Consider the following 14027-nt stretch of genomic DNA (forward strand, 5'->3'; position numbering starts at 1 on the left):
GAATTGTGGAGCGGCCAGTCGGCGGGATTCTGAAAGGCTCTCTCATACGCGAGACGCCAAAAGTCGTGAATACCTGATTCAGCATTACAGTGGCCGACTCCACTTCCGGACATCAGTAGACGTTATGGCGGTTCTTCGACGAAGTGGGGACAGGGGTATATACGTCCCAATGTTCAACAAGCTTGCCGTTCTCGACACGGAAAATATCAACGCCGACGTCACCGTTCTCGCTGACCAGGCCAGTCCAATGCGCATGCACCGCGACGATGTCTCCATCGGCGATCACGCGCCGGATATCGCCCTTTGCGTTGGGAAAGGCAGCCAGAAAGCTGTTGATGAAAGCACGCAGGCCTTCTACGCCATCTTCGGCAGCCGCAGTGTGCTGAGTGTAGGTGTCGCCAACATAACGGGCGATCGCTCCATCAACGTCCCCATCGAAATGCGCTTCCTTGTAGAAGGCCAGAACTGTTTTCTTGTTTTGCTCGGCAATGTTTTCGGTAGTCATGTTCTTTTCCTGTGTGGCGTTAGTGGGCTGTCACGGACGATGCAATGAGACAGTGAACAGAGATCCCCAGCCGGCCCGGCGTCCAATCTCTCTGCGAGACTCGTGAAATTGCGAAGAAGCCGGCTGGTCGATGTAGGCCTGACGATGCCTTATTCGGTCTTGGGTGGGATCTGCGCGTCGAACTCCGACGCTTGGACGATATAGATTTCGCACTGATCCTTGGAGACGCAAGCAGTCGTGTGTGCCTCTTTGCCCCTTTGATACCAATACGAGCCAGGCCCCAGATCTAAGGGTTTCTGATCAGGTTGATAATTTTGAAGGGTGCCTTTGATGACGACAGCGTAATAATCGTAGGTGTGCGTATGGACAGGACTGACGAATCCCGGATCAAAGAGAAAGAAGGCACCGTGAGCCCCTTTGGTCACATCGCCCCACACGTTGGACACCTGTATGCCTGTCTTTGGGTCGATGCCGCGGGCGCCCGTATCCTGAAAAACGTAGTGGCTCGCAGGATTGACGACGGAAGTCCCCCCATTTAGGGGAGGATAGCCGCCGCTATCCTGAGCTTGAGAGCTTGTAGCGAGGGCCAACGTAGCGATGGCCGCGAGCGCCAATGAACGTAGCTTCATAACGTGTCTCCGAAGTGCTTAGATTGACTAGAGTTACCGTCAGGCAGCCCTCTCAAGCGCCGCGATAAACTTCGTGGCAAGCTCGTGATCCGACATTGGATTCTGGGCGGTGATCAGCTCCCGATCGACAACGACAAACGAGGTGAAATTGTCGGCATTGATGACTTGGGCGCCAGCTGCTTCAAGCGCATCGGGCATGTTAAAGATGAGCTTCTTGTGGAAGACATTCTCTTCGGCATATTCCTCCTCACTGCGCGAGAAGACGGTCATACGGTAACCGGAATACAGCCAACCTTTGCCCAGCTCATGCGCTTTCACCTTATTGCCGTCGATCAGGGCCGAGCGGAACTCACGCGCATTCTCGAGCGCAGCCAGGACACTGATCGGACCATGGCAGATCGCCGCGGTCGGCTTATTCGCTCCGTGGAAATAACGCAGAACTTCGCCTGCGTCTGGATCTTGCATCACATCGACGATCGGCGCGTGACCACCCGGGAAGAAGACGCCAGCAAATCGATCGAGGCCGGTGTCGATCACGGAGCGAATCGTGCGAACGTCGTTCATTGCTGGAAAGTTATTGAAGAAGTCACGAGCGCGAGTGCGAGCTTCCTCGTCTTGTCCGAAATAGATTAGCGCGTCGGAGTCCTTGTCCACATGCGGCTTTTCGCCAGTGGGAGTCGCAAGAACGAAATCGTAACCCGCAGCCACGATCGCCATTAGAGGGACGGCGGTCTCGTTCAAGAATTGACCTATCGTGATCGTGCCGCCGCCGAGCGCTTCCAACTGGGTCGCGTTGGAGCCGATAACGAGGATGGAACCTTTGCTCATGATATTCTCCTGTGATTTAAAGACAATTATGCTGGTCGTTATTGCGAAACGGATGCGACCGAACCTATCGGCAAGACCATTTTGTCTTGCCGCTTTCGGTCATGTTTCTTTTGCAGATGGCCCTGTTGGGCCGGACGATGTCAGGCTGTGGCCTTGGCGGCCTCAATCATACGACGCACCGTCTCTTCCGTGTTCCACACGGCGTTAGCCATGAAGCGCCAGTTAATCATTGCGGCGTCATAGCCAGCGCCTTCCTCGTTCGCGGCGGCTGCGACCGCGTCGCGAACCATCACCGTTTCGAAGCCATCGCGAATGAGATTGCGCATGTGATCTTCAAGGCACAGATTGGCAACTGGGCCCGCCATGATGACCGTCTCGATTTTTCGGCGGCGCAGTAGATACGCAAGGTCGTTGGTCGGGGCGTAGGTGACGTGGCGGGACACGATAGTCGTGTTCTCGTCTTCCATATATTTCCGGAAGCGCTCAGGGACGTCTGCTCCGCTGCCGGGCACATCATGCGTATGAAGTGGGCTTTCGCGCGCCACGACCCCGGCTCCAATGGCAAGGTCTTCCATAGGGCTTAGACGAGTCTTGCCCTTGTGATCGTGCGGAAAAAAATAGTGCGGCGACATGAATACTGGGTAACCATGACCTTTGGCGGTCTGGAGGAGCGTCTCCAAGTTGGCGTTGACGTTGTTGCTCTTCAAAAGCTCCTCAATCATGACGTAATACTTGCCGCCATAAGTGAGGAAATCGTTTTGGATATCGACCAGGACCAGCGCGGTCCGGTCCGCATTGATGTCCATATCAACTTTGTGCTCGAACAACATGACTTCATCTCCGCTTACTTCGTGAACTATCTATCGGTCGGTAGATATGTTGATAAACTAGGTGCGGACGCCGATTGAGTCAATAGCTATCTATCGATAGGTCGAAAAAAATGAAATCGTGTCGAAATGGCATTTAGGGGCGAACATACGCCCGCTGACTTGGCTTGGGCTTTGTCCTGAAGGCCGGGGCGAAAGTAGGAAGGGAGCGAATGGCAACTCAGTCTTTCCGGGGTTCGAAAGGTGTGAATTCCCGCAGATCGTTCGTCGCTGTGAGTGGGCCTTGTATTTGACCACGCTCGGGCGAAATCACCTTCGCATAAGGAAGGCGATTAACCCCAGAGCTGCACCACCGGCGCAGACGACTTCCCAGCCGCCGACGAACCACAGAGCGCCAGATATCGCCGAGCCAATCGCGCCGCCTATGAAAAACACGCCGACGAAGATACCGTTGATCCGGCCTCGGGCTTCCGGGTTTAACTGGTTAATCATATATCGACCAACGGTCTGATCGCCCACCGTCCCAATATCGAGGAGAAGGGCACTTGCACCGAGGATGATCAACAGAAGATAAGTTGGAAGTATGCCCGTTGTGCCGCCTATGGCGGCCAGCCCGAACGCGGCAATCACTGCGAGACGGGCGAGTGCGGTAACACGGTTACCGAAACCACGATCCGACCACCTGCCCACAAAAGGCGTGACGATAGCGCCGCCGGCAGCAACCAAGGCGAAGAGGGCGATCGCCGTCTGGCTTAGGTGAAAAGGCGCACCACCCAGAACGAAGGAGATCGTCGTCCAGAAGAAATTGAAGGCCGCCATGACAATAGCGGCAGATACCGCTCGCTGACGGAGGACAGGTTCAAACATGAACAAATGCCAGAGTGATCCGATCAGTTTAAGATAGGATGTTGTCTGCGTTGGCTTCCGGACTGGCAATTTAAAGGCCAGTCGCAAGGCGAGAAGGGCCATGAGCACCGCACTCGCCGCATAAAATCCCTTCCAGCCCCATATTCCGGCGAGAAAGCTGGCGGCGGGCCGCGCCAACAAGATGCCGACCATGAGCCCGCTCATGACGTCACCAATCACCCGACCCCTCTGTTCCTGGGGGGCCATCGCGGCGGCAATGGGAACGAGGACTTGAATACAGGACGAGCCGGCTCCCAGAGTAAAGAGGAGCGCCAGGAATAGGCCCGCATTGGTGGTGACGATGATGCCAAGCGCAGAGAGGACAGCGACGGCCATCATCTTCAGCACAAGTCCACGGTTTTCCAGGAGATCGCCTAGCGGAACGAGGAAGAAGAGGCCAGCTGCATAGCCGAGAAAAGGGATCATTGCGACCAAGCCGCTCATCGATTGGCTGACGCCAACCGATTGCGCCATGAGGCCGGTCAAGGTCTGTGATGCAAAGATATTCGCAATGAGGATGCCGGCTGAGAGGGCAAAAAGGGCAACTGGGATGCGTCCCAATGCCCGCCGTTCACCTGTGCTCACGGCGGTAGGGTTTTCAGCGACAGCCACGGCCGTCCTCCTGTTCAAGAACCATGTCCGACATCGGGATAGAACTGCGGCGCTTCCCAACGATCGCGCATGCCATAGTCGCGAATGACGCGAACCCGCCGGATCCGCAGATCGCCTTTGTTGGCGCGACCGGCCTCATAAACTGAAGCATCCGCATCGCTCTTCCAGGAAAGCAGAAGGATAGCGTCTCCCGGCGTCAGCACGGCATCGAAGACATCCCAGTCCACCAGTCCAGGTGCGGCCCGATCGAGACCCAGGAGTCCAGCGACACCCCCGGCACCGGTCTCCTTCACTTGTTCCGCCGCGAGGCGGCCGTCGACCATAGTGACGATCCGGCTTTCACCTACTTCCGTCGCATCAAAACGCTGTTCTGGTAGTCGGTCGTCGGCGGGAAGGGAACTGTCGGCAGTCAACTCTCCGACACGCAAATGGTAATCGTGAAACACCTCGGTCCGACCTTTTTCCTGCACCTGGTGGTGAACACTTTGCGTGCGCCAACGCACGAGAGCCTTCTCGTCACGCCAGCTCGATAAGGAAAGCACCCAACCCTCACGGGTGAGGCTGCGATACCGAATATTGTCGATGAATCCATCAATCCGCTCCAGTTCGGGGCGAAGGAGTTTGGCATAGCCAAGGTAAGCATCCCACTGTTCGGATTTGGGGTGAACTTCGAAGATGACCGAAAACATGGTGACATCCTTTTTTGTTGTCGTTCAAAAACGTGGGGCCAACCGATCGCTCGGCACCCCTATCCATGACCCCTCGGGGTGACATTAGTGAGGCGCACATCTGCCAGCCGATCCTTGACCCTGGTAACGATAAGATCGAGGAGCTGCGTGTCATTACCGAGGCGTGAAAATTCTATCAAGACACCGACGAGAACCGATTCACAGAGAAAGAGCGCATCCGAAATCGTCCCGCCAGCGGCAATCGGCTCTTTGGCGATCTTCGCGATGATCTCTTTGGCAAGGCGGTTATGGAGTTCCGTCGCTGCCTCTGCATTCAGTGTCGGTCGTTGAGCCAATTTCTATCCTCGTTCGAATCTCGAAGGTGCTGTTAGGCGACGTCCAGCCGCGCGGCGGCCTGATCGAAGGCATCGATGTCCTTGTAGGCGCGCGAGAGCATCATCCCGCCCTCGAGCGTCGCCATGATATGGAAGGCGCGAGTTTCCGCGCCGCCACCGCCGATTCTCTGGCTGAGATCGTCAATACAACGGCGAAAAAATGAGAGAATTTCATCGGCGACCTCCGGTGATAGGCCGCCAACCTCTGCGCCAAGCACGCCACAGAGGCACATTCGACCATCCCGGTCGAGTGCAGCTCGGAAAGCAGAACGGTAGGCCGTTATCGCCTGTTCGGCCGTTTCATTGGGCTGCTTGGCAACGACGGACATGAAGCGGTCGCCATAACGCCTGGCAACGGCGGCGGCCATGGCGGCCTTGGTGGGGAAATGATGGTGCACGCTGGCACTCTTGATCCCCATCTGCTCGGCGAGATCGCGGAAGCTGAAACCTGCATAGCCGGCGTTTCGGATATGAGCTTCCGCGAGATCCATCAGTTTTTCGGCGGTGTCCGACACAGAGCTTGTCTCCTCTCTATCGATAGATAGACCTTGACATCGCAAAAATCCAGCACTAATTATTTGGGCGTCTACCTATCGATAGATAAATTAATCGGGAGAAGAAAGTTATGCGATTCAGTGACAAGGTGGCGATCGTGACCGGTGGGGCCTCTGGAATTGGGAAAGAGGTCGCAAAGCGGTTTGTCGCCGAAGGCGGTTCGGTGGTGATTAATGGCCGCGACGCGACGAAGACGACCATGGCCGCAGCCGAGATCGATCCTACGGGCGCGCGCGTTGTGGCGCATGTCGGCAGCGTGGCGGAACCCATCACCGGCAGGAGACTGGCGGACGTGGCCGTGCAGCGCTTCGGCCGTCTCGATGTGCTCTTCAACAATGCCGGCATTTTCGCGCCGAAGCCATTTCTGGAGATCACTGAAGCGGAATATGACAGCTTTCTCGACAATATCCTGAAGGGAAGCTTCTTCGCCGCTCAGGCAGCCGCGAAGGCGATCAAGATCGGTGGGCGAGGTGGGGCAATCGTTCATACCGGATCGATGTGGGGCTTGCAGGCCATCGGTGCGACGCCTTCCTCGGCCTATTCCGCTGCGAAAGCCGGCGTCCACGCCTTGGTGAAGAACCTCGCCCTCGAACTGGCACCCGACAAGATCCGCGTCAACGGGATTGCCCCGGCAGTCATTGAAACCCCCGTCTACGACACCTTCCTGTCGCCGGAGCAGGTAAAGGCAGTTCTGCCGACCTTCAACTCGTTCCACCCATTGGGACGGAACGGTCAGGCGGCTGATGCGGCGGAGGCGCTGCTTTTCCTCGCCTCGGATACCGCCAACTTCATCACGGGCGTCGTGTTGCCAGTCGATGGCGGCGTGATGGCCGGCCGGCAGTGAGTCCGGCCGAACTTCCCAAAAAACACCGCGAAGGAGACCCTTCATGTCGATCAAGATTGATAAGATGCTTTTCACGCCCGTGAGGCTCGGTGCTGTCAGCTTGAAGCATCGGGTTGTTATGCCGGCGATGAGCCGATTGCGTGCTCATTGGCCGAGCGCTGTCCCGAGCAATTTGATGCTTGAATATTACAGCCAGCGCGCCTCGGATGGCGGATTGATCATTACCGAAGCAACGGCGGTGTCGCCCTCAGCGCGGGCCTATCACACCGGGCCCGGCCTCTACAGTGCGGAGCAGATCTCGAGCTGGCGGCGCATCACGGATGCTGTTCACGCGAAAGGCGGCGTGATTTTCGTCCAATTCTCCCACGCCGGCCGAGCAACCAGCACGAAGCTCATCGATATTGATCCGGTGGCAGCGTCCGTCGATCCAAGTTATTGGGAGAACAAGAGCATCGTCGTCTCCGCGCCGGAGGGCTTCGTTCAGCCATCCCCGCATCGGGCTCTGAGTAAGGCTGGTATCCAAGAGATTATCGAGCAATATCGGGTCGCCGCGGAGAATGCCAAACGGGCCGGTTTCGATGGTGTCGAGATTCTTGCCGGCAACGCGCATCTCGTCGAGCAGTTCCTGCACGACAGCTCCAACAAGCGGACCGACGAATATGGTGGGTCGTTCGAAAATCGCGCTCGCTTCCTTTTCGAGATCCTCGAAGCCCTGAGCGGGGTCTGGAACTCGGAAAGGATCGGTGTCCGGATATCACCAAGCAGTGTCTTTGCAGCCATGGGAGATAGCGATCCTCACGGTCTTTACGGCCACCTTGCTGCGCGGCTTAATGAATTCGATCTTGCTTACCTCCATGTGATCGAGCCCCGCATCAGCGGCGCCGATACGGTTGCCGAGGGGCAGAATCCCGTCGCCTCGCTCCAGCTCGGCAAGATCTTCGACGGCACCATCATCGCCGCCGGCGGCTTTTCACCTGAGACTGCGGAGACCGCTCTCAATAGCGGAATCGCAAGCCTCGTGTCGTTCGGTCGTCATTTCACGTCAAACCCGGATCTTCCCTACCGCATCGAACACGATCTGCCGCTCACACCTTACGATCGCAGCACCTTCTACGCCTTCGATGCGCGCGGATACACGGATTTCGATCCATATCCGAAGGTGAACGGCGAGGTCGCGACCTTAAGCAAATTGGAGATGTCGGGAGATACCGGCACTTCCCGATAACGAGACGGCACTTCCCGATAACGAGACGGCACTGCGGGATCGTGGGCAGTGCCTAGCGGCCCTCCGAGCGCTGACCCCCAAAGGGCGCTTGGAGGGCTGCGACCGCCTCTCGCGAGTGACGAGAGGCATTACAACCCCTACTGAATCCAAAGGAGGACCAAATGAGCGAGATAAAGCGTAAGAATGTCACCGAGGAGCGGAAAAGCCGAGATCCGATGGCGGCATTCCTTGAGAAAAGGGAGGGCGAGGCCCTCGCCGAGAACACCGCGGAGAGCAGCTTCGAAATCGCCTGGCGTCTGGGCCACGCATAGTGGGCGGATTTCCAAAAGCGGTGTTGTGGGTGGGGCAGTCCTGCCTTCTTGCTCTCTACCGATTCTTGCGGACCCCTTGGGCGGTGGCAAGCATCGCCTCCAGGTAGGGTTGGCTGGCCGCCGAGTTACCGCGGCTACGCTGGCGTTGGGTTATCCCGACGCCAGCGTAGACAGTCGGCGCGGCGCGCCTCGAATTTTGCCGTGAGTTCGGCAGTCATTGCCGACCAGGCTTTTTTGCGATCGGCGCTCGCCTGCTGGAGATTGCTCACAAATTCACACCGGATCGTGCCAAGCTCCGGTAGAAACTCATCCATATCGAATGTTTGCGGTTGCTGCATGCACTGCAGCCGAATTCGGCAAACATGAATGAGGGCGCGTGACGTCGCCATAGAGCTGCCTATATCAGCACTATCTAGGCAGCAACGCGCACGTCCCGGAATCCATTGGTAGCACGGTCGAAGATCGCCGGCTCGCCAAGAACGGTCGCTACCACCATGGCACCGGTCAGGGTGGAGTAAAATTCGACCGCAGCACCTTCCGAGAGTCCACCGGCAACGAGCTTCTCCAAGCACATTTGATAGAAGCGCTTGACCTCTGCCGTCACGAGTGGCGGCAGATCCAGCGTGGCCGCGCCCAATACTGTGCAGGGGCACATGCGGCCGGGCGAGAGCAGAGTGCCGCGGAATGCTTTGGTCCAGATTCGCACCGGATCGGGATCGAGCTCCAATTCGCGCTCCATCTTCTCGGCGACTTCATGGGTGTAACGGCGCACGACGGCGGCCGCCAGACCGTCCTTGGTCGGAAAATGATAGTGGACGCTTGAGCTCTTGATGCCGACATCAGCTGCGATCTCGCGGAAACTGAATCCGCTAAAGCCACCGATCCGCATGCGCCGCTCTGCCGCATCCATGATGTCCTTAGCGATGTCGGTCATGAATACCTCCTCTCAGCTACTCAAACATAAATAAGCCAAACTCAGGCATTTCGCAATCAAATATCGATCTACTGATCGATAGAATAACTTCATCTAAGAGATCGCGGCGCTGCTCCATGAATAAAATCTATTAAAAACCAAATAGTTAGTGTGATCTGGGAAGCGTGGACATCTCTCCCGCAAAATATTCACTCTATCAGTAGATAGGTCTTGACGATGCTGCCGAAGAGGCCTAACTGTTGAATCGTCAATCTATCGATAGATAGACTTCGTCAGCCAAACACCAGCCAGCCAACCGGGAGACCTCAGATGGAAGACACCAGCAACTACGAGAACGTCGAGATCCGCAACGATACCACGGAAGGGGAGTCGGAGAACGATACGACGCTCAACAATTCGCGGGAAACCGAGACGACTGAAACTGTGCCGACGAGGAAGAGCCGGTTGAAGGCTCTCCTGGGAACGGCTGCTGTGCTGGCGATCATCGCTGGTGGTGCGGTCAGCGTAACCTATTTCGGGGCGCCTCCCGTCCCGCAAGCGATGGCCGCACCAACCCCGCCTTCGGTCAACGTCAGTGCACCGCTCGAGCGCAATATCCAATCGAGGCTTCAATTTCTTGGCCAGTTCTCGGCAGTGGATAAGGTTGAGCTACGCGCCCAGGTCGGTGGCACACTCACAGAAATCGGCTTCAAGGACGGTGATATCGTTAAGAAGGGCGATCTCCTCTTTTCGATCGATCCCGAGCCTTATCAGATTGCATTGAGTCGCGCTCAGGCGCAGCTGAAGACTGCCCAGGCCCAACTGGAACTTGCGAACCGCGAAATCGTTCGCGCAAAGACCCTGAGCAAGACCGGCGCCGGTAGCGAGCAGAAGGTCGATCAGCGGGCGCAAGAGCAGCGCTCTGCCCAGGCCACTGTTGACGACGCCCAAGCGGCGATCCGCGATGCCAAGTTCGATCTCGAACGCTGCAGAATCTATGCTCCCTTTACCGGGCGCATCGGAGCGCACTTGGTTTCCGCGGGCAACCTGGTCGCCGGCAGCCGGGCCGCAACCAGCCCGACGACGCTCCTTGCCACCATCGTCTCGCTCGATACGATCTATCTCAATGTCGATATGAGCGAAGCCGATTATATGAAGTTCCAGCGAGAACGCGCCCAAAAGAGCGGGCCGGTCTCAAACAAGATCGAGATCGCTCTCAGCGACGAGGAAGGATTCACCCGGGAAGGGACTCTGGACTTTATTGATAACAGCATCGACCGCTCGAGTGGCACCATTCACGCTCGCGCCACGGTCCAAAACGACGACCTCATGCTGACGCCGGGTGGTTTCGCTCGTGTCCGCCTGGCTTTGTCGGCGCCTAGGCCCGCCATGTTGGTGCCGGATGCCGCCGTCCTCCCCGACCAGTCCGAACACATGGTGTTGACTGTTAGCGCCGACAACGTTGTGACGCCGAAGAAGGTGATCATCGGCGAGATGCGTGGTGGCCTCCGGGTCATCGAGGCAGGATTGGTTTCTTCGGATCGGGTGGTGATTGACGGAATCCCGACGGCAATTCCGGGCTCCAAGGTGGCGCCTGCGCAAGGTTCAATCGAGTTCAAGGCGGCGCGAGACTAACAGCCATGAAACTCGCTCATACGTTCATCGAACGGCCGCGCTTCGCGGTCGTGATCAATGCCTTCATCGTTATTTTCGGTGTGGCGACCATGTTCTTTCTGCCGGTCGCCCAATATCCCAACATCGTCCCGCCGACGGTCCAGATTACGACAAATTACCCTGGCGCGTCGGCGGAGACAGTGGCCAAGACCGTGGCGACGCCCTTGGAGCAGGCGGTCAACGGTGTCGAAAACATGGACTACATCAGCAGTCAGTCCACGGGCAATGGCGCCTTGGCCATCACCGTCATCTTCAAGGTCGGCACGGATCCCAATACGGCACTGATGCTGACTCGAAATCGCGTCCAGGACACCCTGGCGCGCTTGCCCCAGGAGGTCCAGCTTCAGGGTGTCCAGGTCAAGAAGACAATCCAGGCATTGCTCTTGGGCGTTCACGTCTATTCTCCGGACGGTTCTCGCAGCGCTGAATATATGTCCAATTATATGCTTCGCGTCCGGGATGAGATCGCCCGTTTGCCTGGTGTTGCCGATTTCTGGCTCCTGGGCGAGCGGCAATATGCGATGCGGATCTGGATCGATCCGGACAAAGCCGCGGCGTCTGATATCAGCGCCAATGAGATCCTTGCTGCGATCCGCGCTCAAAATGCGCAGGTTTCCGCCGGCGTTCTCAACGAGCCGCCGACCGAGAGCGATGCTGCCTACGAGATCAACGTGGAAGCCTTAGGACGCCTCAAGACGCCTGAGGAGTTCGCGAGCATTATCGTCAAATCGGACGATCAGGGTCGTGTTACACGGATCAGTGACATTGGCCGAGCAGAACTCGGCTCCGTCGACTATGGCTCGATTGCCTATGCGGATAAGCATATCTCCGCGCCGTGGTGGGTGATCGCGACGCCGGGCGCCAACGTCGTCGAGGTCGAACATGCTGTCTGGGATAAGATGGCCGAGCTCAAGAAGAGCTTCCCGAGCGGCATGGATTACATCAACATCTATGATCCGACCACCTTCGTCAGCCAATCAATCGAGGAAGTAATCGTTACGATCTTCGAGGCCATTCTGCTCGTCGTCTTGGTGGTTTATCTCTTTCTGCAAAGTTGGCGTGCGACCATCATTCCGGTGGTTGCCATCCCGGTCTCGCTCCTTGGCACCTTCATGGTGTTGGCGGCCTTTGGAGCGTCGATCAACAATCTCTCGTTGTTCGGTCTCGTGCTGGCGGTGGGTATCGTGGTCGATGACGCGATCGTGGTCGTGGAGAATGTCGAGCGCAACATGGCACTCGGGATGTCGCCGCGAGAGGCCGCACATCGCACGATGGACGAGGTGTCGACGGCTCTTATCGCCATCGCTTTGACACTCTGTGCCGTGTTTATCCCGTCAGCGTTCATTTCCGGGATATCCGGGCTGTTCTTCAAGCAGTTCGCGATCACCATTGCGGCATCAACGATCATTTCCTGCTTTGTGTCCCTCACGTTGAGCCCGGCCCTCTGCGCGGTTCTGTTGAAGCCGCATCACGGCCATGCCGGGCCGCGGGGAATTGCGGGCGTAATCAAGACGCTCTTTGGTTATTTCAATGTAGGCTTCGATTGGCTGTCTTCGCGTTATGGCAAGGTCACCAGCAGGCTTGTGCGCGCCACCATGATCGTTGTCGCTGTCTATGCTGGCCTCATCGGTTTTACCGGCTTTCAGATGTCGCGGATGAGCACAGGCTATATTCCGGACCAGGATATCGGCTATCTCGCGATTGTCGTGATGCTGCCGGCGGGAGCGAGCCTTTCACGCACGGACGCCGTGGTGCGGCAGGTCAACGAGATCGCGCTCGATACACCAGGAGTGGAGCATACTTCGCCGACCGCTGGGTTCGATGTCACGACTTCGACGATCGCGCCTAATGTAGGGACGGTCTTCACATCATTGCCGTCCCTCTACGGGAAGCACATTCCAGGCATCAATGCGGCCTCCATGGTTCAGGAGCTGCGCAAACGTTTGTCGGTGATCAAGGACGCATTCGTTATCGTGATCCAGCCGCCGGCCGTCCAAGGTCTCGGTGCTGCCGGTGGCTTCAAGCTGATGTTGGAAGACCGGGCAGGGCTAGGTCCCCAGGCCCTGGCGCAGGCGACCAATTCGCTGGTGGCTGCGGCAAACAAGGACCCGGCCTTTGCCGGTGTTTTCACCCTCTATAATGCAGGTGCACCAACCGTCTTTGCCGATATTGATCGTTTGAAGGCGGAGAAGGTGGGGCTCACTCCTATGGACGTCTTTTCGACCATGCAGCTCTATCTCGGTTCCCAATACGTGAACGACTTCAACTATCTCGGTCGCACCTATCAGGTAATCGTGCAGGGCGACCAGCAATATCGGAAGTCGGCCGAGGATATTGCGCGCCTCAAAGTGCGTAACGCCACCGGCGAAATGGTGCCAATCGGGACGGTCGCGAACTTCCGCAATGAGACCGCACCCTATCGCGTGCCGCGTTACAACCTCTATCCGGCAGCCGAAGTCATGGGCGCTGCCGCGCCGGGAACCTCCTCCGGCACGGCGATGAAGCGGCTCACCGACATCGCCAAGGAGGTCTTGCCGCAGGGTGTTGCGTTCGAATGGACGGATCTTGCTCATCAGCAGGAGCAGCAGGGTATTCCAACACTCGCAATCTTCGGGGCAGCCGGGTTCTTTGTCTTCCTGGTGCTCGCCGCGCAGTATGAGAGCTGGAAGATTCCCCTGGCGATCGTCCTCATCCTGCCCATGTGCCTGCTCACCTCGGCCATCGGCTTGGAAATGCGCCATATGCCGATCGACATCTTGGCCCAGATTGGCTTTGTGGTGCTTGTCGGTCTCGCAGCAAAGAACGCCATTTTGATTGTGGAGTTCGCGAAGCAACGGCAGGACGATGACGGCATTCCGGCAGAAGAGGCCGCGGTGCATGCCGCAAAGACCCGCCTCCGGCCGATCCTGATGACGTCACTCGCCTTCATTGCGGGTGTGGTGCCCTTGGTCGTTGCCCATGGGGCCGGTGCCGAGATGCGGCAATCGCTTGGCACTACCGTCTTCTTCGGCATGGTCGGTGTCACCGTGTTCGGTCTCGCCTTTACGCCGGCGTTTTATACCTTGGTCCGCAATCTCGGCGGGCGGAGGAAGGTGACATGACCGGCATTCGATTTGTTCTGTCCGATGCTTTCAA

At 57.5% G+C, this 14027-nt stretch carries 15 protein-coding genes; 5 read left to right on the forward strand and 10 right to left on the reverse strand.

Annotated features, from left to right (window positions below):
• Positions 1-112: 112 nt before the first annotated feature.
• The 8 genes from AC1DWZ_RS02150 to AC1DWZ_RS02185 form a co-directional block, all read right to left on the reverse strand.
• Positions 113-505 (reverse strand): nuclear transport factor 2 family protein, encoded by a 393-nt coding sequence (locus AC1DWZ_RS02150; protein ID WP_477167215.1) that lies wholly within the window; start codon positions 503-505, stop codon positions 113-115.
• Between the two features lie 149 nt (positions 506-654).
• Positions 655-1134: a DUF4437 domain-containing protein gene (locus AC1DWZ_RS02155; protein ID WP_477167216.1), complete on the reverse strand. Its 480-nt coding sequence runs from the start codon at positions 1132-1134 to the stop codon at positions 655-657.
• A gap of 39 nt (positions 1135-1173) precedes the next feature.
• Entirely contained in the window at positions 1174-1962 is a 789-nt protein-coding gene (locus AC1DWZ_RS02160) for a type 1 glutamine amidotransferase domain-containing protein (protein ID WP_477167217.1), read from the reverse strand.
• Positions 1963-2102: 140 nt separating this feature from the next.
• Entirely contained in the window at positions 2103-2792 is a 690-nt protein-coding gene (locus AC1DWZ_RS02165) for an isochorismatase family protein (RefSeq protein ID WP_477167218.1), read from the reverse strand.
• Between the two features lie 306 nt (positions 2793-3098).
• Complete coding sequence (locus AC1DWZ_RS02170) at positions 3099-4307, reverse strand: MFS transporter (RefSeq protein WP_477167219.1); 1209 nt, start codon at positions 4305-4307, stop codon at positions 3099-3101.
• 14 nt (positions 4308-4321) lie between these two features.
• On the reverse strand, positions 4322-4996 hold the full coding sequence (locus AC1DWZ_RS02175) for an antibiotic biosynthesis monooxygenase family protein (RefSeq protein ID WP_477167220.1): 675 nt from the start codon (positions 4994-4996) through the stop codon (positions 4322-4324).
• 59 nt (positions 4997-5055) lie between these two features.
• Positions 5056-5331, reverse strand: coding sequence for a hypothetical protein (locus AC1DWZ_RS02180; RefSeq protein ID WP_477167221.1), 276 nt, complete (start codon positions 5329-5331; stop codon positions 5056-5058).
• A gap of 32 nt (positions 5332-5363) precedes the next feature.
• The gene (locus tag AC1DWZ_RS02185) at positions 5364-5885 is read right to left on the reverse strand and encodes a TetR/AcrR family transcriptional regulator (protein WP_477167222.1); all 522 of its coding nucleotides are present in this window, start codon (positions 5883-5885) and stop codon (positions 5364-5366) included.
• A gap of 110 nt (positions 5886-5995) precedes the next feature.
• On the opposite strand from AC1DWZ_RS02185, the gene AC1DWZ_RS02190 reads away from it, so the two are divergent.
• The 3 genes from AC1DWZ_RS02190 to AC1DWZ_RS02200 all read left to right on the forward strand — a co-directional run bounded on the left by AC1DWZ_RS02190 (position 5996) and on the right by AC1DWZ_RS02200 (position 8305).
• Positions 5996-6769 (forward strand): SDR family NAD(P)-dependent oxidoreductase, encoded by a 774-nt coding sequence (locus AC1DWZ_RS02190; protein ID WP_477167223.1) that lies wholly within the window; start codon positions 5996-5998, stop codon positions 6767-6769.
• A 43-nt stretch (positions 6770-6812) separates the two neighbouring features.
• Positions 6813-7994, forward strand: a complete 1182-nt coding sequence (locus tag AC1DWZ_RS02195; protein WP_477167224.1) for an alkene reductase — start codon at positions 6813-6815, stop codon at positions 7992-7994.
• A 161-nt stretch (positions 7995-8155) separates the two neighbouring features.
• Positions 8156-8305, forward strand: a complete 150-nt coding sequence (locus AC1DWZ_RS02200) for a hypothetical protein (RefSeq protein ID WP_477167225.1) — start codon at positions 8156-8158, stop codon at positions 8303-8305.
• Positions 8306-8439: 134 nt separating this feature from the next.
• On the opposite strand, the gene AC1DWZ_RS02205 is transcribed toward AC1DWZ_RS02200, so the two are convergent.
• Positions 8440-8643 carry a hypothetical protein gene (locus tag AC1DWZ_RS02205; protein WP_477167226.1) on the reverse strand — a complete coding sequence of 68 codons (204 nt, stop codon included), beginning with the start codon at positions 8641-8643 and terminating at the stop codon, positions 8440-8442.
• A 74-nt stretch (positions 8644-8717) separates the two neighbouring features.
• Positions 8718-9239 (reverse strand): TetR/AcrR family transcriptional regulator, encoded by a 522-nt coding sequence (locus tag AC1DWZ_RS02210; RefSeq protein WP_477167227.1) that lies wholly within the window; start codon positions 9237-9239, stop codon positions 8718-8720.
• Positions 9240-9548: 309 nt separating this feature from the next.
• Between AC1DWZ_RS02210 and AC1DWZ_RS02215 the strand changes: the two genes are divergently transcribed.
• Both AC1DWZ_RS02215 and AC1DWZ_RS02220 read left to right on the forward strand, forming a co-directional pair.
• Positions 9549-10853, forward strand: coding sequence for an efflux RND transporter periplasmic adaptor subunit (locus AC1DWZ_RS02215; protein ID WP_477167228.1), 1305 nt, complete (start codon positions 9549-9551; stop codon positions 10851-10853).
• Between the two features lie 5 nt (positions 10854-10858).
• A complete protein-coding gene (locus tag AC1DWZ_RS02220; RefSeq protein WP_477167229.1) occupies positions 10859-13993 on the forward strand; it encodes an efflux RND transporter permease subunit in 3135 nt (1044 codons plus the stop codon).
• The last annotated feature ends 34 nt before the right edge of the window (positions 13994-14027 follow it).

This window comes from Dongia sp. P2_B8, from assembly GCF_056404715.1.

Coding starts and splice junctions, on each gene's coding strand:
- AC1DWZ_RS02210 (WP_477167227.1), bottom strand. CDS start 9,239: ATGACCGACATCGCTAAGGACATCATGGATGCGGCAGAGCGGCGCATG.
- AC1DWZ_RS02190 (WP_477167223.1), top strand. CDS start 5,996: ATGCGATTCAGTGACAAGGTGGCGATCGTGACCGGTGGGGCCTCTGGA.
- AC1DWZ_RS02155 (WP_477167216.1), bottom strand. CDS start 1,134: ATGAAGCTACGTTCATTGGCGCTCGCGGCCATCGCTACGTTGGCCCTC.
- AC1DWZ_RS02205 (WP_477167226.1), bottom strand. CDS start 8,643: ATGCAGCAACCGCAAACATTCGATATGGATGAGTTTCTACCGGAGCTT.
- AC1DWZ_RS02200 (WP_477167225.1), top strand. CDS start 8,156: ATGAGCGAGATAAAGCGTAAGAATGTCACCGAGGAGCGGAAAAGCCGA.
- AC1DWZ_RS02195 (WP_477167224.1), top strand. CDS start 6,813: ATGTCGATCAAGATTGATAAGATGCTTTTCACGCCCGTGAGGCTCGGT.
- AC1DWZ_RS02175 (WP_477167220.1), bottom strand. CDS start 4,996: ATGTTTTCGGTCATCTTCGAAGTTCACCCCAAATCCGAACAGTGGGAT.
- AC1DWZ_RS02220 (WP_477167229.1), top strand. CDS start 10,859: ATGAAACTCGCTCATACGTTCATCGAACGGCCGCGCTTCGCGGTCGTG.
- AC1DWZ_RS02215 (WP_477167228.1), top strand. CDS start 9,549: ATGGAAGACACCAGCAACTACGAGAACGTCGAGATCCGCAACGATACC.
- AC1DWZ_RS02160 (WP_477167217.1), bottom strand. CDS start 1,962: ATGAGCAAAGGTTCCATCCTCGTTATCGGCTCCAACGCGACCCAGTTG.
- AC1DWZ_RS02150 (WP_477167215.1), bottom strand. CDS start 505: ATGACTACCGAAAACATTGCCGAGCAAAACAAGAAAACAGTTCTGGCC.
- AC1DWZ_RS02165 (WP_477167218.1), bottom strand. CDS start 2,792: ATGTTGTTCGAGCACAAAGTTGATATGGACATCAATGCGGACCGGACC.